Genomic DNA, 21,450 nt, shown 5'->3' with positions numbered 1-21,450 from the left:
ATGTCAGGTCCGCATGGCGATCGGACGGCGCTATGCGTGACAGCACGGCAGTTCTCATGCTCAAGCCCTAGACCGGCTCCCGAGGCGCTACCGGCGTGTTGCTGGCGCGCGTCTCCAACGCCTTTGTCAGCAGCAGCCAGATTACCGACAGCAGCAACAGAGCCGCCATACCAGCCTGTGCCAGCAATGCTTCGGCGACAGGATAGAGGCCGAAATAGAGCTGCATCCAGGGGCGATCGGGGAACCAAGCCACCGGCGTCGCGGAGAGGAGGGCTGCGGTCTGCAGGCCACGGACCCCACTTCCGATGAGGACGATGCTGAGGAGAGCGAGCAGGCATCCCGTTAGCCGAAAGAAGGCCGCGACCGGCAACTTCGCCTCCAGGCCGAGGACGGCATAGGCAACTGTCGCGGCGAGCAGTCCGCCGATTGCAAGTCCCGCAAGCACTGGTAGGGCTGGGGCATCGAACAGCAAGGCCTCGTAGAACAAAACCGTCTCGAACCCTTCCCGGAAAACGACGAGGAAGGACAGTGCGAACAGCGGGAACCAAGCGAAATGCCTCACTTTTTCCCCGGTCCTGGCCTGGGCGGCGGCTGCAGTCTTCCTGCGTATTTCGGCCACCCAATCCCCGACATAGGCTTTGCGGAATATCCAATGGGTCACGTAGACAAGAACCGCCGCCGCGATCAGTGCGGTAGCGCCCTCGAGGAGTTCACGTTGCAGGGTGCTCATTGCAAACAATCTGCCGACGACGAGCCAGAGTACGAGGGAACCGACGAGCGCAATTGCTACGCCGCAGCTCAACGGCCAGCGCCAGCCTCCTCTCCCGGCGGCCGGCATGCGGTTCGCTTTCAGGGCACCGACCATGCACGCAAGAACCAGCACGGCTTCCAATCCTTCTCGCAGCAGGATGGCAAGGGATTGCAGGAAGGCGCCGGATGATGAAAGCTGGGTATTCAGCACCTCTTTCGCCTCCTCCGTCGCGCTCTTCATCCGGGCAATGGTTTGCTTCAGCAACTCCGGACTGCGGTCGGCAATGATGCGCCCCAGACCCGGTTCAGCGACGCTGCCCTCCCAGAAGCCCGCCTCCATCTTCAGCGCCAGGCTCGGGGCGCGCGGCATCAGGCGTTGCTCGATGTCGGGATCGAACAGCGCATAGGCTTCCAGCCGTTTCAGTTCGGCTTCCTCCCAGTCGCCAGCCTGAGATACCAGCAGAATTTCGTTGAGAATATCCGGCAGCAGCGACAGAGCGGCCTCATGGCCGCCTTCGTTCAGCTTCGTCCCATAGAGATCCGCAAGAAGGCTACCCGCCTCGTCCGCGAGAGATCGCACAACTGTCTCGTCACCCTTGTCCGCGACCAGGGTCTTCATCTGAGCGAGAATTGCAGTAAAGCGCTCGAACGACCCGGGAGACCGGGCGGCAAGGTCGTAGCCGAGGTCACCGAACAGCATCTCCGCACGGTCGCGAAACAGGCCGGCCTCGAAGTATTCGAAAGGAATGGTGATCTCGCCGTCCCTTACCCCCTTTTCGTATTCCACCGGAACGAGGCCGATGAAGCGCGCCAGTAGCCGAACACGTCGGTCGAGTTCATCTGAGGACAAGCCGGTCGGCGCATAGGTGGCAAGGGTCGCCTGGATCTGCGCGACCAACGAGTGAAGGGCCTGCCCGTCGGTCGGCGACGCCTGGGCGAGCCGCGCGAAGGCGTCGCCGAGAATCCTGCCGTCATCGGATTCGAGCCGGCTCGCAATATTGTCGGATAGCAGTGCGTAAAGACCGATTGCGCGAGACAGAGCTGCGGATAACTGCACTCCATAGCCTGTGGCTAGGTGCGACCGCGCTTCGGCGATTGCCCTGCGCAATTCACCGGCATAGATGCCAAGCAGCTCCGCCTCGATGACCTCGCGAGCACGCTCCGCTTCAAGGCGGCCCGCCAGCGCTTCGCGCATGGCGATGCTGGCAGCCGTATCGCGGGATGTGCGCGCATATTCACGAATGTTGAGCCAGGCAGCGGCATCCTCCATGCGACCTTGCTCCAGGCATGCCAGGGTCGCGCGAAAGGCGCCGTCGAGCATGGCTGTCCAAATTTGTGCACGCGCGGCGGCGGCGTTCACCGAATCCCACCGGGAAACAGCCTCGGCAAATGCCGCAACGGATTCGGCCACATGATGGGCCTCATTGGGTCCCATCCGTTGATAGGCTGCCTCGAGCCGGTTGCTCCACAGATGGTTGACCCGCTCCAGCCGCTCTTCGACCTCTTTGCGAAGGGCGGCGTCCGGCGTCCGGAACAATCGGCGCTGTATCTGCGCACTTTCCGTCCTCACCACTTCGGCGTCCTGCCAGGGAACCACCTGCGCCTGCGCCGCCGATCCCAGTATGAGAACAAACACGAGCACGGCGGCGCGGCAGGCATTTCTGATCATGGTCGGACCTTTTCGGTATCGGGAAGGCTGAATGTAGCGGCCGCCAGCTCGAAGGGCGGAATGACGAGGTCCGTCTTCAACGTGTTATAGGTAAATTCCTGGGTGGCGACGCGGTACCAGAGCCGCGCCTCCAGCCTGAATGGCCCCCTGGCATCCGGGGGAAGCTGCGTCTCGAAGATGACAGCGTCCTCTCCCTTCGGCGGCACACCGCGACGTACATGCGAGACGGTGGCCGTAACGAACGTGAGATGGTCGGGAATGCGCTTGCCCTCTGCGTCGAGGAAGTCTTCCCGCCAGATCACGGCCTCCGGATCGGTCTCGCCGCGTTCCGCGTCGAAGGCACCCGAATGATAGATCTCGGCGCCGGTCGAATCCCGGACGATGACTTCCAGCCACATATATTTCTGATCAATCACCCCGGTCGGCAGATTGTGCCCGGCGCCGAGATTTTGTACGGCCACTGCAAAACGCAGATTCCCCTCGGCGACTTCACTCTTGCGCAGCGCAAGTCCTGCGGCCGAGCGCAACAGCGCCCGTGTAGCCTCGCCCTGCCGGGCAACAAGTTCGGTGTTTCTTGCATCCGAAAGACCAGGCAGGATTCCTCCCCGCAGAAAGGTGAGCTTGGATCCGAGGCTGGTATCGAACATCAAGTAGTTCGAGCCGACGAAATTGTGGGCATAGCGGATCGGCTTGCTGAGATCACCGGCTCGGATCTGCCGGACATAGGCAGCCGGATCCGGCGCCATGTGGCAATCCTGGCAGGTGACATTGTTGCGGCCGTACCAGCTGTCGCGCCATTCGCTGAAGGTCGTCTGCACATGCTGCCGGCTCTGCGCCTTCGACATGGAGCCGTCATAGGCCTCGGTGTGGCACGCGCCGCAGAAATCCCCGCTGGCGATCAACGCGTTGGTCTCTGCTGCACCGTAGGCGCGAGCGTGATCACGCGGCGCAGCCAGGATCATTGGATCGGACAACTGGTCTACCCCGGTATTCACCGCAAGCGTCAGTGCTCCGTTGCCCTCCTCGGGATCGGCGTGGATCGCCGTATGACACATGACGCAGGTGATGCCCTCGGTTTCCGCATCAGACGGCATGACGGATTTGAAACGATTGGTGCGTCCGGCCAGCACCTCGCCCGGCGCATGACAGCCCTCACAGAACCGTGCCTTCTCCACGCCATCCTTATGGAGGTCCTCGTTGGCTTCAACGGCTCTTTCATAGACCGTATCCCGGCCGGCGATGGCGTGCAGGGACGGCGCCCATTCATCGAACTCGCGCCTGTGGCAGGCCGCGCACTCCGCTGCTGACCGGATTTGGCTGGGATCCGCCATCTTGCCATTCTCCGTCTGCACGCGCGACGGCCAGAAGGGACGCTCACGCCCCGCTTCATCCGGACCGAACGGCAACTGATAGAACGGGATGTCTGCGACTTCGACTCCCGGCTCCGGGATTTCAGGACGCAACAGTTCCGCCCCAGCTAGAAAGACCAGAGCGGAAAGCATCCCGAGCGCAAGCGGGGGAAGATGGGCCTTGAACTGGTACTTCATGACGCACGCCGTCTCTTTCCGGCCGGTGGTGGCGCCCAGTGCCGCAGCGTGAGATGGACAATAAGGCCCGCAGCTGCGGCAACTGCGCTCCAGAGATGCAGAAAGGTCAGCACATAAGTCGCCTCGAAGCGCCAGAACCAGAGGCCACCACCGAAATGGATCAACGTTGGCAACACCATCATCAGGCCCGTCACGAGGATGACCGCATATTTTGCGAGCAGGATCCAACTGAGCCAGGTGAAACCTGGCCGTTGGCTCTTCGGCAGGCCGCGCAGTACATGCCCGGCGATCCAGGACAGGAAAACGGCTGCAAAGACCAGACCAAGGATGATGTGGAGCAACAGCACCACCTCACCTGCGTTCCAGTTGCGCGCCGCAAGAAATTCGACATGCAACCCCGTGCCGAACAGAAATGCAAACAGCAGGCATAGCGTCAACGCCCGCCGAAGCCCCGGTCTGCGCGGGCCGTAATCGGCCAGGAGCTGCCGACAGGCCGGCGGGGGAGTGAGGCGGATGTGTTCCATCTCATCGCTTCCTGTAGTCGGCCCGTGGAGGCGGCCGCTCAGTCGAGAAACCTCAGCCGCGGATCCGGACACCGGCCTTGGCGGCCGCTTGAAGCACGAGGGCAACGATACGGTCTGCGGTGTCCTGCGCGTCGTTGCCTAGCGCGTCCGCCTCCTCGACACCGAATTCCGCACCGGACGCTTCCCTGGCATACGTGTCGTCCACGAGTGCAAGCAGTTCCTCAAAACCTGCCTTGATGCGGCTGTCGAGATCGGCATCGCCGGCGGCTACCACCGGAGAGAGCGCCTCGGCATACATCTTCCGGCAACCACCCATGATGCCCTGTACATCGGCGAGACGGCTTTGAGCGACAAAGGCGCCGATTTCGCCGGAAATGAACTGCGATTCCTTCCATTCGCCGAAATAGTCCCCAACGGTCGGAGTCATGACGATGACGGAGGTGAAGGCATCCTCGCGATTGGGTGTCCAGGCGCTCATGTCCGCTTCCAGCGCTTTTGCCCAGAAAGCCAACGCTCTGGCGGCGCCGAGACCGAGATTGGCGTCGAAAAGAATCTCTCCTCGGGTGGTCTTGCCATCGCCGTTAAGGTCAGCGGAGAGTTTGATGCCGGCCTCGCTCATCCCCCAGAAGAGCGGCTCCGTGACACCGTGGAACAGGTTGCCCGGACGTTTGAGAACGGTACCGTCGGGAAGCTTCAAATCGTATTCGGCAACGTCCTCGCCTTCCGTTCCCGGATTGCCGGCGTCGAGGATGAGGTCGTATTTCGCGGTAGCCGGAATGCCGGCAACGATACCCTCGATGGTCTCGTAATGGTTCGAGGCTTCCAGCCAAAGGCTACGGATTGATGCTATCTGTTTTGCAAGCCGCGGGCCTTCTGCAGACCAGGCTGATGCATAGTCGCCGCGATATGCGGATATCGTTCCAGCATAGTCGACAAGAGCAGCCTCCAGAAGTTCAGCCTGGGCGATCAGGAGACGGCTGTGATCGAGCGTGAATTGCTTGACATTCGCGAGGCCCCGGCTCTCCGCGTCGTCCGCCGCGACGGCACCGCATGGCAGCAGCAGGGAGGACGTAAGCATCATGGCCAGGGCCGGCTTACTCATGTTCATGGCAATATCCTTCGTCTGATCGCTTCGGAGATGAAAATGGCGCTTGGCATCATCCTGGCGCCTCACGTGGAGATGTGAGACGCCAGTTGCGAACGATTATCAATCGCGACACGAGCGCTCTTTGTGCCAGCGCAAATATTGACTGCGATAGTCATGTATTTTACGAAAATCTTGGGGGCGGGAAAGCTGTAGCGACTGCGTTGCGGATGCATGAGACAGGTCCGCGTGACCCGCTTGCTATGCTCGACAAACCATCGAATTGCTGATTGGTTTCCTTCAATCTTCATGACAGTTTACGTCAGCCTTGCGAAGAATTCCGATCCTTAGAGGTGGCATCAATGAAGCGTCCCACCATTGCCGATGTCGCATTAGCGGCCGGCGTCAGTGTTGCAACTGTCGATCGCGTCTTGAATGCCCGATTGCCGGTGCGGGAGGAAACATCAAGGAGGGTGTTCTCTGCTGCCGAGCAGATCGGATTTCACGGTACAAATATAATTCGGCAGCGAATGCTGGCAGATTTGCCTTCGTACGATCTCGGCTTTGTATTGCGCAAGGAGCGTCACGCGTTCTATCAGGCCTTCGCTGAGGAATTGCAGGCTGCCGCACATGCGGTCAAGGACCGACGCCTTCAGGTGCACGTCCGGTTTGCAAGGTCCGGCGAGCCCGGCGAGCTTTCAGACCTGTTGCTCGGCATGAAAGGCAAGGTGCAGGCTGTTGGTGCTACCGGCCCGGACCATTACGATGTCACCTCGGCAGTCAGCGCCCTCAAATCTCACGGGATTCCGACCTTCTCGCTGCTTTCCGACTTTGCGCAAGGCGTACGGGAGGCCTATCTCGGCACGAACAACATGAAAGTGGGACGGACTGCAGCGTGGCTGTTGTCCAGGCTATCGCATTCACCGGGAAAACTGCTGCTCCTGCTGGGCGGCCACCGATTTCATGGGCACTCGCTCCGCGAGACCGGATTTCGCAGCTATATGCGGGAATACGCTCCGACGTTCGAGGTGCTGGATGCGCTCATCAACCTTGAAACACGGCGCCTGACCTACGAATTGCTGATGGACGCGATTTCTCGCCATGACGATCTAGTCGGAGTCTACTGCATCGGGGGCGGTATGGAGGGCGCAATCGAAGCTATGCGGGAAACCAACAAGAGCGAAAAGATCGGCTGCCTCGTCAACGAGTTGACGCCGCAATCACGACAGGCTCTGCTTGAACGGCGTATCTCAGGCGTGTTCCAGACGCCGCTGCGTGAATTATGCGCCGACCTGATTGCCACCATGGTTCATACGATCGAACAAGGCATGGCAGAGACCCCGGGACAACGCTTCCTCCCCGCACAGCTTTGGCTTCCTGAAAGCCTTTGATGGTTTGATAGATTCTATCATACGTCATCCTGTTGTTTCTATCAGCGCTGATAGCCTGTGATCGTCAAGAGACGTTGACGACGGCCCTTCACTCGGAAAATGTTCTGTCCGGTGGTGGCGACAGGAGGCAGCTCCACCTGGATAACTCAAGTCCTGACCCGAACGATGATGATGAAGATCACCGATCCTCGTCAGTGAATTTCTGTTGTCCTAAACCGCCCTCAGGCTTCATTTCCAGCAAGGAGGCAAGGAGCATCATGCGTATCGCCCTCGACCCGTTCATGCATCGACATCTTAGCCTTGAGGAGCTGCCGCGGAAGGTGCGTGAGCTTGGCTACGAGTGGATCGAACTCAGCCCACGGTCCGACTTTCTCGAGTGGTTCAAGGCGCCGCGGGTTTTCCCGGAGCGGATCAAATCGTTCAAGAAGGCGCTGGCCGCCGAGAACGTGAAGATCGCCTCGCTCCTGCCCATGTACCGCTGGGCTTCGAACGATGAAACCGAGCGGCAGGCGGCCGTCAAGCACTGGAAGAGAGCGATCGAGATCGCCGTTGAGATGGAAGTCGACACGATGAATTCGGAGTTCGGCCGTGGCCCCCACCCGGACAAGGGGTCGTGTTACTGCTGCCATACCGGCTTGATGATCGAAGCCTGCGAGGACGCCTGGTGGCGCTCGATGGAAGAGCTCGTTCCGATCTTCGAGCGGGAAGGCATCAACCTGCATGTGGAGCCGCATCCGGAGGACTGGTGCGAAACGCTGCAGCCGGCCCTCGACATCATCCGCACGGTGAACTCGAAAAATGTCAAGTTCCTCTACTGCGCGCCGCATACCTTCTATTTCGGGGACGACACGAGGGCGATGCTGCGCGAGGCGAAGGACGTGTTGGCCCATGTGCATGTTGGCGACACGTTCAATCATAAGGCGTCTTCCGGTCTGCGCTACATTCTCAATCCGCCCGGCACCCAGGCGCGCGTGCACCAGCACCTCAACATCGGTCAGGGTGAAGTGCCGTGGGACGACTTTTTCGGGACGCTCGCCGAGATCGGTTTCGACGGCATCATGACCTCCTGCGTCTTCGCCTGGGAGGACAAGGCAGACCACTCCGGCCGCTTCATGTGCGCCGAGATGAACAACTACATTCAAAAGTATCAAAAGTGAGGCTTTTCAAATGACTGTCGGAATTGGTGTCATCGGCACCGGCGCAATTGGGCGCGACCATGCGCGCCGGATCAATCAGGTTCTTGGGGGTGCGAAGATCGTCGCTCTGAGCGACCTGAATCTCGCCTCTGCCGAAGCGGTAAAAAGAGACATAGCGCCAGATGCCGTGGTTTTACGCACCGGGGAAGAACTGATCGCGTCACCCAATGTCGACGCCGTGCTGGTCACATCCTGGGGTGCCACCCACGAGCAATACGTGCTTGCGGCGATTGCCGCCGGCAAGCCCTGCTTTTGCGAAAAACCTCTGGCAACGACCGCCGCGGGAGCAAAGCGCATCGTGGATGCGGAAACGGCTCACGGAAAGCGGCTGGTGCAGGTCGGTTTCATGCGCAGATACGACGCCGGTTATGTTGCGCTGAAACAGGCGGTCGACACCAAGATCGGCGCGCCGATCATGGTTCACGCTGCCCACCGCAATCCGGCCGTTCCGGAACAATATGTAACGCCGATGGCAATCCATGACACGATGATCCATGAGATCGATGTGCTGCGCTGGCTGCTTGACGACGACTACGTTTCGGCAAGAGTGATCTTCCCCCGTTCAGCGGCACGCAGTCACGCGAAGCTCAGGGACCCCCAGATTGTCATCCTTGAGACGGCCAAGGGGACGATCATCGACGTCGAGATCTTCGTCAATTGCCACTATGGTTATGACATCCAGTGCGAAGTGGTGGGCGAAGACGGCATCGCCAGCCTGCCCGAACCGATGGCCATACAAACACGCCTTGGCGCCAAACTCCAAAACGATATTCTTACCGATTGGAAGGATCGTTTCATCGCCAGCTACGACGTCGAACTCCAGGATTTCATCAACGTGGCTGCCAAGGGCACCGCTGCGGGCCCGAACTGCTGGGATGGCTATGTGGCCGCGATCACGTCGGATGCCTGTGTTCTTGCCCAGGAGGCCGAGGGACGGCCCGTCGCAATCAATCTGCCGCCGCGTCCGGCGCTCTACAACTGAGGTCTTCGATGCGTTTCGCCATCAATCACATCACCGCGCCCAAACTTTCGCTCGAGCAATTCTTCGCGACAGCCCGTAGTCTGGGCCTGACAGAAGTCGAGATCCGCAACGATCTTCCCGATATCGTCGGGACGGTCAAACCCGAAGCAGTCAAGGCTGCCGCCGAAAAGTCAGGCGTGACGATCGTCTCGATCAACGCGCTCTACCCCTTCAACGTCTGGTCAGGCGATCTGCCGTCGAAGGCGGTGGCGCTTGCGGATTATGCGGCAGCGAGCGGAGCCAACGCGCTCGTCATGTGCCCGCTCAACGACGGCACCAAGGTGTCGTTCGACGATCTTGTCGCGGCGCTGAGGGCCATGAAGCCCATTCTTGAGGAGCGTGGACTGACGGGGCTTGTCGAGCCGCTTGGCTTTCCGGTTTCGTCGCTGCGGACCAAGAAGGAAGCAGTTCGCGCCATCGATGCGGCCGAGGGCGGCGCCGTCTACAAACTGGTGCACGACACCTTCCACCATCACCTTGCCGGTGAAACGGAACTCTTCCCGGATCGGACCGGACTGGTGCACATTTCCGGCGTTGTGGATCCGGCTGTCGCTGTCGAAGATATGCTCGACGCGCATCGTGTGATGGTCGACGCTTCCGACCGGTTGGAGAATGTTCCGCAGATCAGGGCGCTCATCGCCGCAGGCTTCGACGGCCCCTACAGTTTCGAGCCTTTCGCCGAGGAAGTGCATGCGCTGGCCCATCCGGAAGCCGCCGTGCGCCAGAGCATTGGCTACGTTTCCAGCAAACTTTGAACCGATAACCGCTGCCCGTGCCCAGGCTCGGGCAGCGTGTAATGCAAGGCAATTGCGCGCCGCGCTCCAGCCTTCTTTATCGCCTCGCGCACAACAGGATTACCTACTTTGACGCCAAAGCTTCAAAAGCAGCGTTCATCCGTTCATCTGCTTTTTTAGGCAACTTCACCGCCTTTACCAGATCCAGATTGGCGGGCGGGTCTCCGACGCGGATGAGGGCGACCATGCCCATGCTGAAATGCGGAGAACATTTCACCCCGTAGTAGCCGGGTTCGCTGACCGTCAGCACGTATTCCTGGCTCACCTCGCTCTTGAAGGGCTGGACCCCTTCGGGGAGCATTCCCTTGATGGCCTCGACATTGTGGCTCTTGTCCGTCGGAACGAAGCGGATCGTATCGCCGGGGGCCGCGACGACGGCGGCCGGTTCGAAGACCATGTTGCCGCTTTCGCCCTTGTTCATCATCTTGACGGTGTGTTCGGCCGCATGGACCGCACCGGCCGCAAGGATCATCAGGGCAGATGCCGCCAATAGTTTCTTCATGTCCTTCCTCCTCCAATTCGGGTGGAAGGGATGTCCCATAGGGTGGTACCTGCCGCAATGCGACCTTGGTGCCGATCAGCCGGCATGCAGCACGAAGGCCTCAAGCGCCTCGGCTGCGATCGGCTTGTACATGATTTCGATGCCGGCGGCGTCCGCGGCAAGACGTGTCTGTGGGGTGCGGTTGGCAGTGAGGATGCGGGTCGGGCGTTCGCCATATTCCGCATGTAGGGCTTGCACGGTCTCTATCCCGGTGAGCGTTCCGTCCAACTGCTGGTCGACCAGGTAGACATCGGGCACGATTCCGATCTCTTCCAGCAGAGAGAGCGCTTCTTCGCCGCTTGTCGCCTCAAGCACGCTCACTCCGCGCCGCTCCAGCAGCAGCGCGATGGCCCGGCGCAGGTCCAGATCGTTTTCAACCAGAAGCGCGATACGATCGCTGTTGTCGCCCGGTTCCTCCGGGATCGTCGGCGTCGCCTCCCGATAGGCAGGTTTCGCGTGATGCGCGACGACGGCCAGATCGACCGAGAAACAGGTGCCGCGTCCCGGCGCCGAGCGAAGCGCCAGCCGGTGATCGAGCAGGCCACAGGCCCTTTCCACGATCGCGAGGCCCAGGCCCATTCCCTCGGACGCCGAGGCCGAGCCCTGGATGCGATGAAATTCGCGGAAGATGGATTGCTGCTGATCCGCAGCGATGCCAGGTCCGGTATCGTGGACTTCGATGCGCACATGACCTTTCGTCCGGCGAGGCCCGACGAGAACGCGACCGCTGCTCGTATAGCGGATGGCATTGCTGATCAGGTTCTGCAGGATGCGGCGCAGATAGGTCGGGTCGCTCGATACGGTCAGACTGCAGGGCAGGATGTCAAGTCTCAGCCCCTTTCGGGCGGCAATGGGAGCAAATTCGTCGGTAAGCTGTTTCAGCAGGACCGAAAGAGGAACCGGCCCGACGTCCACTGCAGCGCCGCCGGCCTCAAGTCGTGAGATGTCGAGCAAGGCTCCGAGTATCCCTTCCACGCTGACAAGCGCATTGTGCGCTTTTTCCAGGGTGCCGCGCATCGGCGTCGCTTCCGCATCGTCCCGTGCCGCCGCGACGAACAGTTTTGCGGCGGAAAGCGGCTGCAGCAGATCGTGGCTCGCCGCCGCGACAAAGCGGACACGGGCCGAATTGGCCCGCTCGGCCTCGGCGAGCGCCGCCGCCAAGTCTCCAGTGCGGGACGCCACGCGCGCTTCGAGCGTGGCATTGGCGCGGATCATGGCCTGTATCGCGTGACGCTCGCGCGTGACATCGGCGAACGACATGACAAATCCTCGCCCGGGCATCTCCTGCGCAAACACATCCAGTATGATTCCCGAGGAATGCTGGAGTTCGAAGGAAAGCGGCCCGCGCGGCAGCGTGCCATCAACCCAGCGAGCCAGGATGTCGGCGGGAAAGCCGTCGCCGAGGGTCGCGGTACGGGCGATGCGGTCAGCCAGCAATTTGAAGGGCGTTCCCCGCCGCAACAGCCGCAGGGGAATGTCTAGAAGCTGGGCGAACCGGCTGTTCCATCCAGCTAATCGGCGGTTGGCGTCGAAGATGCCCACGCCCTGGTTGATGTGCTCCAGCGTGGCGCGGATCATGCGCGCCTGATCGTCCAGCAGCTTGCCGCGTTCGGAACGTTCCATGCGAATGATGTCGGTGATGTCGGTCTGAAGGACGACCGTGCCGCCGTCCGCAGTGCGCTGTTCGCTGACTTGGAGCCAGCGGTCGCCGCTCAAGCCGACGTTGAAAACCTGCCGGGCCCGGTGCAACCGCATGCGTTCTGCCGCCCATGCATTCGGTGTTACGCCCTCGGGAAGAGCCAGGAGGGCTGAACGGCTGACGGCCTGGACATAATCGGCAAAGGCTATTCCGGGAGCGAGTTTCAGGCGCACGTCGCCAAGATCGCGGCAGAAGCGCGAGTTGCAAAGAACGAGCACCTCGGCGGAATCGAAAAGGGCAAAGCCTTCTTCGATCGCCTCGATCGCCTGCGAGAGATCGCGTCTTGCCCGCTCGGTGGCGCTGTTGGCGTCGTTGAGCTGCTTCAGCGTCGCTTCCAGGTCGCGCGTGCGTTGGCGGACCCGCTCTTCGAGTATGGCCGCACGGCGAAACTGCTCGAAGGCGGCTCCCCTGTCTCCGGAGCTCTGCTCGACATGGCGCATCAGGGCGTCCGCGATGTCGAGCATCTTTTCGAGATTGCGCGCCTCGCCATCTGCGGGATCGAGCAGACCATCGGAGATGCGTTTGTTCATGGGGCGCTTTCCGAGACGACCGTGCCGGGCGGATAGAAGGCGAGCCCGGTCATCGTGTGGTTGATATGCATGGGGCCGATCTGCTCGCCATAGGTCGAGAAGCCAATGACGCCATGTTCCCGCAACAGCGCTGAAACCTGCCCCGTCATTTGCTTTTCCTGAGCTTCGACACGCCGCAGAACGCAATCGAAAGCGAGAACGGCGACCGGATCGCCCGGTTTCTTGAGAGCTTGCAGTTCGCTTGCCAGGTGACCGACGAGATCCTGTGGCTCTGCGATCGTCAGAACCATGCCTTCATCGATTGCGGAAAAAAACAGAAGTTCTCCCGAGGGCAGGACGCGCTGAATCGCGCGGACATGGTGGCGTTCACCCATGCAGACGGTAAGGGGGTGGATTGCGAAGGTGAGTGTATTGACGCTCTCCGGCTGCATACCGATGAGGCGGGCATATTCGCGCACGGCGGGCTCGGCATTGATACGCCGCACGATACGGGCGGCCGGATCCGCCTCAGTCACCACCATCCGGCGTTCCGTCGGCTTGATATGATCCATCTTGAAAGCGCGCAGCGGACAGGCGCCACGCATGACGGATATCACGGCGGCGTTTGCAAGAAGCCGTTTGCCGTCGAAGACGAAGGTCTCGCGGAAGCACGCGCCATCGCCCGCCGATCCGCCAATCAGCGGCATTGCCCCTGTGCCCGCAGCAAGCGCCGAGGCCAGTTCGTCCTCTCGGGTCGAGAGGCCGTCGACCAGAAGCAAGGCGAATTCTTCCGGAAAGTGCCCGTGGTCACGAGCAAGCGTTTGGCGAAGATGAAGCAGCGCATCGGAAAGCTCGCTCGCCACAAGCTTCGAGAGATCCGGGACGAGCAGCGTCTCGGCGGCAAAATAGCGAGAATGGAACCCGACCGCCACGATGCTCGCCTCATCATAGCCCGCACCGGAAATCTCTCCGGCCGTAGTGCAGCCGGCGATCCGTGCGCCTGGCCAGGCTTGTGCCGCATCGGAAACGATGGCTGGCACATCGGCCTCGGGCGAGACGAAGATCAGGACGAGTGAAAACGGGCCAGGGCCAAGGCTTTCCGCCAGGCGCTCGACCGGACAGGTGTCGTGCGCTGAAACGAGCGCACGCGCGACGAACTGCTCATCCACGCGCGATGGCCTCCTCCGCCTTTCCCCCGTCATCAAGTTTAAAGCATCCGCCGAGACTATGCGCCAGCGCGAAGTTCAGCTTGGCCAGACTGTTTTCAGACGTCGCTTACCATCGTGCTGAAACTCGCCTCCTGCGCGAAGAGTACGGCTTGCATGCGCGTCTGTACGCCGAGCTTTCGCATGATGGCGGTGATATGCGCCTTCACCGTGGTTTCGGCGATGGAAAGCTCATAGGCGATGTGCTTGTTCATCCGGCCGGCGCAGACGAGCTGCAGGATACGCGCCTGCTGGCGCGTCAGCAGTGCCAGCCGCTTCACCGCTTCTTCGGACGGCGTCGGCGCCGAGGCTTCGAGTGCCATTCGGCTCGCGTGGATTTCGCCTCGCGCGATGACGGCGAAGGCCTCGCGGAACTCTTCGCGCGAGGCATGCTTCGGTACGAAGGCGTTCACGCCGGCTTTCAGCGCGGCCCGCACCACCCGGATCTCATCGAGCGACGAGACCACGACGATCGGCGTTTCCGACACGGCGCGGCGAAGGCGCACCACCCCATCGAGCCCGTTGACATCGGGCAGGTTGAGGTCGAGCACCACGACGTCAGGCAGAGGGCCCGTTTCCAATCGGGTGAGCGCCGCCTCCAAAGTGCCGACTGCCTCGACGTCGGGAATGCCGACCGGGCCTGTCAGGGTCATCGCCAGCGCATCGCAAAACAGCGGGTGATCGTCGACGATCAGCGCCGATTTCAGCGTGCGCACGGGTTTCTCAAGTACTGGAACTGGCATCATGCGAAATTCCCGAAAGGGCTGGCGATAGCTTAACATGGATTTGGTCCGTCTTCATCGGCCTTGTCCGGCCCGGGTGAAAAGGATGAAGCCGGGCGTTTCCGCCCGGCTCCTTCAGTTCAGCGATGCGAGCTGTTTGGGCAGACGGAAGGTCCAGATCATGCCACCCTGATTGAGGTAGTTGACCTTCTTGGCCACTTCGCCGCCCCAGAGCGGCACAGCTCCGCCCCAGCCCGAAATCACCGAGACATATTGCTCGCCGTCCTGTTCCCAAGTGACCGGCTGTCCGACGATCCCGGAACCGGTCTGGAATTTCCAGAGCTCCTCGCCGGTCTGGTTGTCGAGAGCGATGAAATCGCCTTCAGGCGTTCCGAAGAAAACGAGACCGCCGGCGGTAGCCATCGCTCCACCCCAGAGCGGAGCGCCGTTTTTATACTCCCACTTGATCTCGCCGGTGTTGGGATCGATCGCCTTCAGGCTGCCGATATGGTCTTCGAAGAGCGGCTTGATGGTAAAGCCGGCACCGAGGTAGGCGGCACCCTTCTTGTAGCTGATCGGCTCGTTCCAGATGTCCATGCCCCATTCGTTGGAGGGAACATAGAACAGGCCGGTCTTCGGGCTGTAGGCCATCGGCATCCAGTTTTTGCCGCCGAGGAACGAGGGAACGGCGAAGACCTGCTGGCCCTTCGAGCCATTGGCCGCCGCTGCGGCATCGCCTGGGCGGTTGTCCTCGTTGTAGATCGGACGGCCCGTTTTATCGATACCCTTCGCCCAGGTGATGTTCTTCACGAAAGGGTGAGCGGAGACGAATTTGCCGTCTTCACGGTTCAGCACATAGAAGAAGCCGTTGCGGTCGGCCGTCGCAAAGCGCTTTTTGCCGTCCTTGTCGACGAAAGGCACAACCTCATTGACGCCGTCGAAGTCCCAGCCCTCACGCGGCGTGGTCTGGAAGTGCCACTTGATCTCGCCGTTTTGCGGATCGATACCGAGACGGGAGGCGGCATAAAGGTTGTCGCCCTTGTTGCCCTCCACGGGTTTGCCGGCGTTGCGAAGATGGCTGTTCCACGGAGCGGGGTTGCCGGCGCCGAAGACGAGCGTTTTCGTGTCTTCGTCATAGGAGCCGCCGAGCCAGGTCGCCCCGCCCCCGGTCTTCCACAAGTCGCCAGGCCAGGTCGCATTGAGCGTCCCGGTCATGGTGCTTTCCTTGCCCTTGAAGGTTCCCATGTGGCCTTCGATCACCGGCCGGGTCCAGACAAGTTCGCCGGTCTCCGCATTGCGGGCCTGTACTTCGCCGACAACGCCGAATTCGCCGCCGGAATTGCCCGTGACGACGAGGCCGTTCACGATCAGCGGTGCGGCCGTATAGCTGTAACCTTCCTTGTAGTCCGCGATTTTCTTGTTCCAGACGACATCGCCGGTCTTGCGGTTCAATGCCACGAGACGGGCATCGAGCGTGCCGAAATAGATGTTGTCGCCGAAGATCGCCGCGCCGCGGTTGACCACGTCGCAACAGGGCAGAATGCCTTCCGGAAGGCGCGCATCATATTGCCAGACTTCCTTGCCGGTCTTGATGTTGATGGCATAGAGGCGGCTGTAGGAGCCAGTGATGTACATGATGCCGTCGTAGACGATCGGCTGGCTTTCCTGGCCGCGCTGCTTTTCGCCGCCGAGCGAGAACGCCCAGGCCGGCACCAGGTTCTTGACGTTCTTGGTGTTCAGCGTTTCCATCGGCGAAAAGCGCTGCAAGCCGCGCCCCATGCCATTGGTCAAGACGTCGCCGACGGTTTCGGCGTCCTTTGCAAGATCCTCTTCCGTTACGCCGGCCTGCACCGCACTTGCGCAGGCGATGGCCGCAACCGCGGCCAGAACGAAACTCCTCATGACATCCTCCCTCCATGCCCACAAAGGATGCGGGCTCCACAGCGCGGATCATCTGCCTACTCGCCACGGCGATGAATTGGACCTTGGTCGTAATGTCGGTGTTCCCGGCCCCAATCGGCCCCCCCAATAGGTCGTATATCGAGGGGGATGGGCGGGGGCTACCATTCGCCTAGTCAAGGGGAGGAGAGCCATGACATTCCTGAAATCACTTGCCGGCGCCGCAGTCGCCGCGCTTCTTTCCAGCATGCCGGCATTTGCCGAAACGCCCGTGGTGAGGGCGGCACTTCAGCTTTCGGGCACCGTGAACTGGGAAGCCGCCACCATCCGTCACTACGGTTTCGACAAGGCGAACGGGTTCTCGATGGAAGTCACCGATATCGCCGGCGCCCCCGCGGCCCAGATCGCGCTCATCGGCGGCGAGGTGGACATGATTGTTTCCGACTGGCTTTGGGTGGCGCGCGAGCGGGCCGCCGGCCGCGATTTTGTCTTCATTCCCTATTCGCGCGCCGTTGGCGGGCTGATGGTGCCGGCTGACAGCCAGGCCAAGAGCCTTGCCGACCTGAAAGGGCAGAAGATTGGCGTCGCCGGCGGCCCGGTCGACAAAAGCTGGCTCATCCTGCGCGCCTATGCGCAGAAAGTGGAGCACTTCGACCTTGCCGGCACCACCGAGCAGGTCTTCGGTGCTCCGCCGCTCGTCTACAAGGCGGCGCTCGACGGCGAGGTGCAGGGCGCCTTGAACTTCTGGAATTTCGGCGCCCGGATGCAGGCGGCGGGCATGCGCACGCTGCTTGGGGTAAACGAGGCCGCCGTGGCTCTCGGCCTCGATCCCGAAACGCCGCTCGTCGGTTATGTGGTGCGTGGCGAGGCCCTGAAGGCTCATCCCAAACTCGGCGAGGCCATTGCGGCCGCCTCTCGCCAGGCAAAAGAGAAGCTTTCCGCCGATCCGTCGGCTTGGGACCGCATCCGGCCGATGATGCGGGCGGAGACCGATGCGGAGTTCGAGGCGCTGAAAGCGGGCTTCCTGGCGGGCACGCCGAAGCAGGGAGCGGTCGACGAACGGGCTGCGGCGCGGATGCTGGCGCTGATGACCGAACTTGGTGGTACCGATCTGGTCGGTGATCTGAAAGAGCTGCCCAATGGCGTCTTCCACCACCCCGGCAGCTGAGCCTGTCCTCAGGCTCGATCTTCAAAGCGGCGGGCCGGGCGGTGTGCTCGACCCGATCGCGCTTTCGCTGGCGCCGGGAGAGACGGTGGCGCTGACCGGCCCGTCAGGCATCGGCAAGACATCGTTGCTGCGCATCATCGCCGGTCTCGACCGCAGCTTTACCGGACGTCGTCGGGTGACGGCCCGGCTGGCCATGGTCTTTCAGGAGCCTGTCCTCCTGCCATGGCGTACGGCCATTGAAAATCTCAAGGTCGTCGCCCGGATTTCCCATGAGGAAGCCGGGCGCTGGCTGGAGGATGTGGGGTTGGCGGGACTGGGAGATCGCTTCCCGGGCATGCTTTCCCTCGGGCAGCAGCGACGGTTGTCGCTGGCGCGAGCCTTTGCCTGCGCACCGGACCTGCTGCTGATGGACGAACCCTTCGTCAGCCTCGATCCGTCGCTTGCCTCGGAGATGATGGACCTGCTCGAACGTCTGATCGCCGACCGTCCCTGTGCAACGCTTCTGGTCACCCATGTGCGCGCGGAGGCAGAGCGGCTTGCCGGACGCATTCTCCGGATGGAGGGTCGCCCGGCAAGGATCGTCGAGGAGAATCAGAAGGCCGGTGCGTGTTTTCGGCTGTCGGCGGCCGGCGGGACGATGTCGAGATCGTAGTCGCCGCCCCGCATTGTCGGGCGGCGACGAGGCGCAGACACTTCTCCTCCAAGGCGGTGTCGAGCGCTCAGCGCGTCATGTCTTTCGCGCGGTCATCCCGCGTGCAGGATCGTAGCCCCAGACGGCGACAAGGCCAAATACGACGAAGGCGGCGAGCGTGACGGCAAGCGCCGTTGCATTGCCCTTGGCATAGAGGGCAAAGCGGATGAGTTCGACGGCATGGGTGAAGGGGTTGAGCGCGCAGAGGTCTCTCAGCCGGGGAGAAGCCTCGGCCATCTTCCATAGCGGGTAAAGGGCGGACGAGAGGAAGAACATCGGGAAGATGACGAAGTTCATCACGCCGGCGAAGTTCTCCAACTGTCGGATGAAGGAGGAGAGCAGCAGACCGAGCGCGCCAAGCATCATCGCGGCGGCTGCCATCGCCGGGGCTGCCAACAGGTAGCCGAGCCAGGGAAAGCGGATGCCGTAGAGTGCCGCGATCGCCAGGAAAGCATAGGCCTGCAGCACGGCGATCAGGCTGCCGGCCAAAAGCCGGCAGCCAAGCAGCCACCAGCGCGGCAAAGGTGCCGTCAGCAACAGCCGCATCGATCCCATCTCCCGGTCATAGACGAGGCTGAGGGACGACTGCATGCCGCTGAACAACAAGATCATCCCGACCAGTCCCGGCACGATATAGATCTCGTAGGTTATGTAGGTCTGGTAGGGCGGCGTGATCGACAGCCCGAGCGCGGCCCGAAAGCCGGCAGCGAAGACGAAGAGCCAGACGAGTGGCCTCACGAGCGACGCGATCAGCCGCCCCCGCTGACTAAGGAACCGCAGCGTCTCCCGGTGAACGATCGCCCGCAATGCCATGAAGGGATGCGGCTTGAGGAAGCCGACGGTTTCAGACCCCGCCACAGGAAACGCCTCGACCGTCATGCCTGATCTCCTGTAAGCGCGAGGAAGCGTTGGTTCAGATCGTCGCCGCCGATGTCGCCAGCCTCGCCGTCCGCCAGCACTCGGCCGCGATGGAGGATGACGAGGCGGTCCTGAGCTCGTACCTCATCCACGAGATGGGTTGACCAGAGCACCGTCAGCCCCTCTGCCGCAAGATCGTGCACGTGCTGCGTGATGGCGGCGCGCGAGGCTGCATCGAGCCCGACCGTCGGCTCATCGAGCAGCAGCACCTTCGGTCGGTGAACGAGTGCACGGGCGATCTCCATGCGCCGGCGATGACCTCCATTGAGTTTCGCGGCTTTCTCTCCCGCACGCTCCGCCATGCCGAGCCTATCGAGTGCCGCCATGGTTCGGGTTTCCGCCTCCCGCCCGGAAAGTCCGTGAAGGGCCGCGAAATAGAGCAGATTGCGCTTGACGCTCAGGTCAAGATCAAGCGTCGAGGCCTGGAACACGACCCCCATACGAGCGAGTGCCGCGCTTGGCTCGCGATTCATGTCATGACCGGCGATGACGATGCGGCCTGCTCGTGGCGCAAAAAGCCGCGTGAGCACGCCGAACAGCGTCGATTTTCCCGCTCCATTCGGCCCAAGCAGAGCACAGAAGCGGCCAGGTTCAACGGAAAAGGACAAGCCATCAAGCGCGCGCCGGGCGCCCCAGTCGTGGCTGATGTCTTCCACTGTCAAGCCGCTCATGTCCTGCTCATTCAATGGTGATCGAGACCTGTTGCGTATCGCCCTTGCTGCCGTGCACCTTGAGATGGTAGCTGCCCGGTTTGATGGCGACAAAACTGATTTCCGCCTCGCCTGCCTCGTCGAATTCAATGGAATCGACGCCGAGCGGCCGGATTTCGATCCCCTCGATGACGATCTCGTTGACCCAGATGGCGCGGAAGAAGCCGGCTCCCTCGAGCGCCAGCTCCTGGCTGCCGTCCGCCTTGATTTCCAGCGTGTAATATCTGCCGGACTTCAGCCTCAGCGAACCCTTGGCAACCGGCTGGCCTGCCGAGAGCGTAAGCTTCGGCAGCGCTTCGCGATTGGATTTTGAAAGGACGCCGGCAAGACCCATGCCTGCCTTGCCCTTGTTGTCGTCATCGTCGCCCGCCAGCGCTGCGAAGGGCATGGCGGCAAGCGCCAGGGCTGCCAGAATTGCGTTCTTCATCATGTCCTCTCTCGATCGTTATCGCCGGGCAGCCGCGCCCCAGGGGAAGCGCCCAACCTTGATGGATTTCACAGGCTCCAGCGACGCGACGTCGATGATGGTCACATCGCCGGAGACGCCGTTGGTGGAGAAAAGCTGTTTGTGGTCGGGCGAGAAAGCGAGATGCCAAACCCGGCGCCCGACAAGGACATAGGTCCTTACCTGGAACGTATCGGCATCGATCACTGCCACGTGATTGGCGGGGCCTAGCGCCACGAAGGCGGTTTTGCCGTCCGGGGTGAATTCGAAACCCACGGGCTGGACAAGGTCGGCTTTGATGCCCGTAATCTCAAAGCGGATCTTGGCCTTCTCGGCCTGTGTTGCGACGTCAAAGACGGTGATCGTGCCGCCGATTTCCGACGAGACCCACAGTTCTGCTCCACCCTTGGCGAACTCGGCATGACGCGGACGGGCATCGACAAGCGTGTTGGCAAAGATCTTCTTGGTTTCGGTGTCGATCCAATGCGCCATATTGGTCGTTTCCGATGTGGTGATGACGATCTTGCCGTCCGGCGAAACGGCCATGCCCTCCGGCTCGATGCCAACATTGACCTGGGCCACCACCTGACGGGTCTCGACATCGACGACCGTCGTCACCGCGTCATCCTCATTGGCGATCCACAGATGCCTGTCGTCGGGCGCGAGTACAAATTGCTCCGGGTCCTCGCCGGAGGGCAGATCGTGCAGGATCTTTCCGGTGGCGGGATCCATCACCTGAACCGTGTCACTGTCGGATGCACAGATATAGACGCGGCTGCGGTCGGAATTGAACGTGATCCCACGTGGCCTTTCGCCGGTCGGGATGGTGCGTACGACTTCCAGGCGCACCGTATCGATGACGGAAATGGTATCGTCCTTTTCGTTCGTTACCCAGATCTCCCCCGCGCCCGCCTGAAGAGGCATGGCGACCAGCAGAGGTGCAATCAGCAGAGCCGGAAATCTCATC

Annotated in this window: 19 protein-coding genes; 6 read left to right on the top strand and 13 right to left on the bottom strand. The window is 61.7% G+C overall.

What is annotated here, in order from left to right; translation table 11 throughout:
- Nucleotides 1–67 precede the first annotated feature (67 nt).
- The 4 genes from EDE05_RS14590 to EDE05_RS14575 are packed head-to-tail and all read right to left on the bottom strand — an operon-like array spanning nt 68 to nt 5,598.
- Nucleotides 68–2,419, bottom strand: a complete 2,352-nt coding sequence (locus EDE05_RS14590; RefSeq protein ID WP_112800042.1) for an FTR1 family protein — start codon at nt 2,417–2,419, stop codon at nt 68–70.
- Nucleotides 2,416–3,966, bottom strand: coding sequence for a multiheme c-type cytochrome (locus EDE05_RS14585; protein ID WP_112800040.1), 1,551 nt, complete (start codon nt 3,964–3,966; stop codon nt 2,416–2,418). The genes EDE05_RS14590 and EDE05_RS14585 overlap by 4 nt, the downstream gene beginning before the upstream one ends.
- Nucleotides 3,963–4,490 carry a hypothetical protein gene (locus EDE05_RS14580; RefSeq protein ID WP_112800038.1) on the bottom strand — a complete coding sequence of 176 codons (528 nt, stop codon included), beginning with the start codon at nt 4,488–4,490 and terminating at the stop codon, nt 3,963–3,965. The genes EDE05_RS14585 and EDE05_RS14580 overlap by 4 nt, the downstream gene beginning before the upstream one ends.
- Nucleotides 4,491–4,542: 52 nt before the next feature.
- The gene (locus tag EDE05_RS14575) at nt 4,543–5,598 is read right to left on the bottom strand and encodes an imelysin family protein (protein ID WP_112800036.1); all 1,056 of its coding nucleotides are present in this window, start codon (nt 5,596–5,598) and stop codon (nt 4,543–4,545) included.
- Nucleotides 5,599–5,936: 338 nt separating this feature from the next.
- Between EDE05_RS14575 and EDE05_RS14570 the strand changes: the two genes are divergently transcribed.
- The 4 genes from EDE05_RS14570 to EDE05_RS14555 all read left to right on the top strand — a co-directional run bounded on the left by EDE05_RS14570 (nt 5,937) and on the right by EDE05_RS14555 (nt 9,937).
- The gene (locus EDE05_RS14570; RefSeq protein WP_134101901.1) at nt 5,937–6,965 is read left to right on the top strand and encodes a LacI family DNA-binding transcriptional regulator; all 1,029 of its coding nucleotides are present in this window, start codon (nt 5,937–5,939) and stop codon (nt 6,963–6,965) included.
- A gap of 257 nt (nt 6,966–7,222) precedes the next feature.
- Entirely contained in the window at nt 7,223–8,122 is a 900-nt protein-coding gene (locus EDE05_RS14565) for a sugar phosphate isomerase/epimerase (protein WP_134101806.1), read from the top strand.
- A 10-nt stretch (nt 8,123–8,132) separates the two neighbouring features.
- Nucleotides 8,133–9,143, top strand: coding sequence for a Gfo/Idh/MocA family oxidoreductase (locus EDE05_RS14560; protein ID WP_112800030.1), 1,011 nt, complete (start codon nt 8,133–8,135; stop codon nt 9,141–9,143).
- An 8-nt stretch (nt 9,144–9,151) separates the two neighbouring features.
- Complete coding sequence (locus EDE05_RS14555) at nt 9,152–9,937, top strand: TIM barrel protein (RefSeq protein ID WP_112800028.1); 786 nt, start codon at nt 9,152–9,154, stop codon at nt 9,935–9,937.
- 103 nt (nt 9,938–10,040) lie between these two features.
- Here the strand turns inward: EDE05_RS14555 and EDE05_RS14550 are convergent, their stop codons facing one another.
- From EDE05_RS14550 to EDE05_RS14530, 5 genes are all read right to left on the bottom strand, one after another.
- Nucleotides 10,041–10,478: a pseudoazurin gene (locus EDE05_RS14550; RefSeq protein WP_134101803.1), complete on the bottom strand. Its 438-nt coding sequence runs from the start codon at nt 10,476–10,478 to the stop codon at nt 10,041–10,043.
- A gap of 75 nt (nt 10,479–10,553) precedes the next feature.
- Nucleotides 10,554–12,746 (bottom strand): PAS-domain containing protein, encoded by a 2,193-nt coding sequence (locus tag EDE05_RS14545; RefSeq protein ID WP_134101799.1) that lies wholly within the window; start codon nt 12,744–12,746, stop codon nt 10,554–10,556.
- Nucleotides 12,743–13,894, bottom strand: a complete 1,152-nt coding sequence (locus EDE05_RS14540) for an FIST N-terminal domain-containing protein (protein ID WP_245519914.1) — start codon at nt 13,892–13,894, stop codon at nt 12,743–12,745. Before EDE05_RS14540 ends, EDE05_RS14545 begins: the two co-directional genes overlap by 4 nt.
- Nucleotides 13,895–13,989: 95 nt before the next feature.
- On the bottom strand, nt 13,990–14,676 hold the full coding sequence (locus tag EDE05_RS14535) for a response regulator transcription factor (protein ID WP_245422878.1): 687 nt from the start codon (nt 14,674–14,676) through the stop codon (nt 13,990–13,992).
- A 111-nt stretch (nt 14,677–14,787) separates the two neighbouring features.
- Nucleotides 14,788–16,554: a PQQ-dependent methanol/ethanol family dehydrogenase gene (locus EDE05_RS14530; protein ID WP_105372369.1), complete on the bottom strand. Its 1,767-nt coding sequence runs from the start codon at nt 16,552–16,554 to the stop codon at nt 14,788–14,790.
- A 190-nt stretch (nt 16,555–16,744) separates the two neighbouring features.
- On the opposite strand from EDE05_RS14530, the gene EDE05_RS14525 reads away from it, so the two are divergent.
- Complete coding sequence (locus EDE05_RS14525) at nt 16,745–17,719, top strand: ABC transporter substrate-binding protein (protein WP_134101795.1); 975 nt, start codon at nt 16,745–16,747, stop codon at nt 17,717–17,719.
- Nucleotides 17,691–18,371: an ATP-binding cassette domain-containing protein gene (locus EDE05_RS14520; RefSeq protein ID WP_112800019.1), complete on the top strand. Its 681-nt coding sequence runs from the start codon at nt 17,691–17,693 to the stop codon at nt 18,369–18,371. Before EDE05_RS14525 ends, EDE05_RS14520 begins: the two co-directional genes overlap by 29 nt.
- A gap of 75 nt (nt 18,372–18,446) precedes the next feature.
- Here EDE05_RS14520 and EDE05_RS14515 read toward each other — a convergent pair whose 3' ends face one another.
- The 4 genes from EDE05_RS14515 to EDE05_RS14500 form a co-directional block, all read right to left on the bottom strand.
- Nucleotides 18,447–19,223 carry an ABC transporter permease gene (locus EDE05_RS14515; protein ID WP_162712428.1) on the bottom strand — a complete coding sequence of 259 codons (777 nt, stop codon included), beginning with the start codon at nt 19,221–19,223 and terminating at the stop codon, nt 18,447–18,449.
- Between the two features lie 62 nt (nt 19,224–19,285).
- Nucleotides 19,286–19,999, bottom strand: coding sequence for an ABC transporter ATP-binding protein (locus EDE05_RS14510; protein WP_134101792.1), 714 nt, complete (start codon nt 19,997–19,999; stop codon nt 19,286–19,288).
- Nucleotides 20,000–20,006: 7 nt separating this feature from the next.
- Nucleotides 20,007–20,468 (bottom strand): hypothetical protein, encoded by a 462-nt coding sequence (locus EDE05_RS14505; protein WP_245519913.1) that lies wholly within the window; start codon nt 20,466–20,468, stop codon nt 20,007–20,009.
- Between the two features lie 15 nt (nt 20,469–20,483).
- The gene (locus EDE05_RS14500; RefSeq protein ID WP_112800014.1) at nt 20,484–21,449 is read right to left on the bottom strand and encodes a YVTN family beta-propeller repeat protein; all 966 of its coding nucleotides are present in this window, start codon (nt 21,447–21,449) and stop codon (nt 20,484–20,486) included.
- Between the last annotated feature and the right edge of the window lies 1 nt (nt 21,450).

This window comes from Neorhizobium sp. R1-B, from assembly GCF_004368875.1.
In the GTDB taxonomy this organism is placed as follows: domain Bacteria; phylum Pseudomonadota; class Alphaproteobacteria; order Rhizobiales; family Rhizobiaceae; genus Neorhizobium; species Neorhizobium huautlense.
The sequence above is the reverse complement of the archived record's forward strand: the minus strand, read 5'-3'. Positions and strand labels throughout refer to the sequence as shown.

Excerpts from the sequence above, each read along its gene's own strand:
- EDE05_RS14590 (WP_112800042.1), bottom strand. The coding sequence starts at position 2,419 with ATGATCAGAAATGCCTGCCGCGCCGCCGTGCTCGTGTTTGTTCTCATA.
- EDE05_RS14585 (WP_112800040.1), bottom strand. The coding sequence starts at position 3,966 with ATGAAGTACCAGTTCAAGGCCCATCTTCCCCCGCTTGCGCTCGGGATG.
- EDE05_RS14580 (WP_112800038.1), bottom strand. The coding sequence starts at position 4,490 with ATGGAACACATCCGCCTCACTCCCCCGCCGGCCTGTCGGCAGCTCCTG.
- EDE05_RS14575 (WP_112800036.1), bottom strand. The coding sequence starts at position 5,598 with ATGAACATGAGTAAGCCGGCCCTGGCCATGATGCTTACGTCCTCCCTG.
- EDE05_RS14570 (WP_134101901.1), top strand. The coding sequence starts at position 5,937 with ATGAAGCGTCCCACCATTGCCGATGTCGCATTAGCGGCCGGCGTCAGT.
- EDE05_RS14565 (WP_134101806.1), top strand. The coding sequence starts at position 7,223 with ATGCGTATCGCCCTCGACCCGTTCATGCATCGACATCTTAGCCTTGAG.
- EDE05_RS14560 (WP_112800030.1), top strand. The coding sequence starts at position 8,133 with ATGACTGTCGGAATTGGTGTCATCGGCACCGGCGCAATTGGGCGCGAC.
- EDE05_RS14555 (WP_112800028.1), top strand. The coding sequence starts at position 9,152 with ATGCGTTTCGCCATCAATCACATCACCGCGCCCAAACTTTCGCTCGAG.
- EDE05_RS14550 (WP_134101803.1), bottom strand. The coding sequence starts at position 10,478 with ATGAAGAAACTATTGGCGGCATCTGCCCTGATGATCCTTGCGGCCGGT.
- EDE05_RS14545 (WP_134101799.1), bottom strand. The coding sequence starts at position 12,746 with ATGAACAAACGCATCTCCGATGGTCTGCTCGATCCCGCAGATGGCGAG.
- EDE05_RS14535 (WP_245422878.1), bottom strand. The coding sequence starts at position 14,676 with ATGATGCCAGTTCCAGTACTTGAGAAACCCGTGCGCACGCTGAAATCG.
- EDE05_RS14530 (WP_105372369.1), bottom strand. The coding sequence starts at position 16,554 with ATGAGGAGTTTCGTTCTGGCCGCGGTTGCGGCCATCGCCTGCGCAAGT.
- EDE05_RS14525 (WP_134101795.1), top strand. The coding sequence starts at position 16,745 with ATGACATTCCTGAAATCACTTGCCGGCGCCGCAGTCGCCGCGCTTCTT.
- EDE05_RS14520 (WP_112800019.1), top strand. The coding sequence starts at position 17,691 with ATGGCGTCTTCCACCACCCCGGCAGCTGAGCCTGTCCTCAGGCTCGAT.
- EDE05_RS14515 (WP_162712428.1), bottom strand. The coding sequence starts at position 19,223 with ATGGCATTGCGGGCGATCGTTCACCGGGAGACGCTGCGGTTCCTTAGT.
- EDE05_RS14510 (WP_134101792.1), bottom strand. The coding sequence starts at position 19,999 with ATGAGCGGCTTGACAGTGGAAGACATCAGCCACGACTGGGGCGCCCGG.
- EDE05_RS14505 (WP_245519913.1), bottom strand. The coding sequence starts at position 20,468 with ATGATGAAGAACGCAATTCTGGCAGCCCTGGCGCTTGCCGCCATGCCC.
- EDE05_RS14500 (WP_112800014.1), bottom strand. The coding sequence starts at position 21,449 with ATGAGATTTCCGGCTCTGCTGATTGCACCTCTGCTGGTCGCCATGCCT.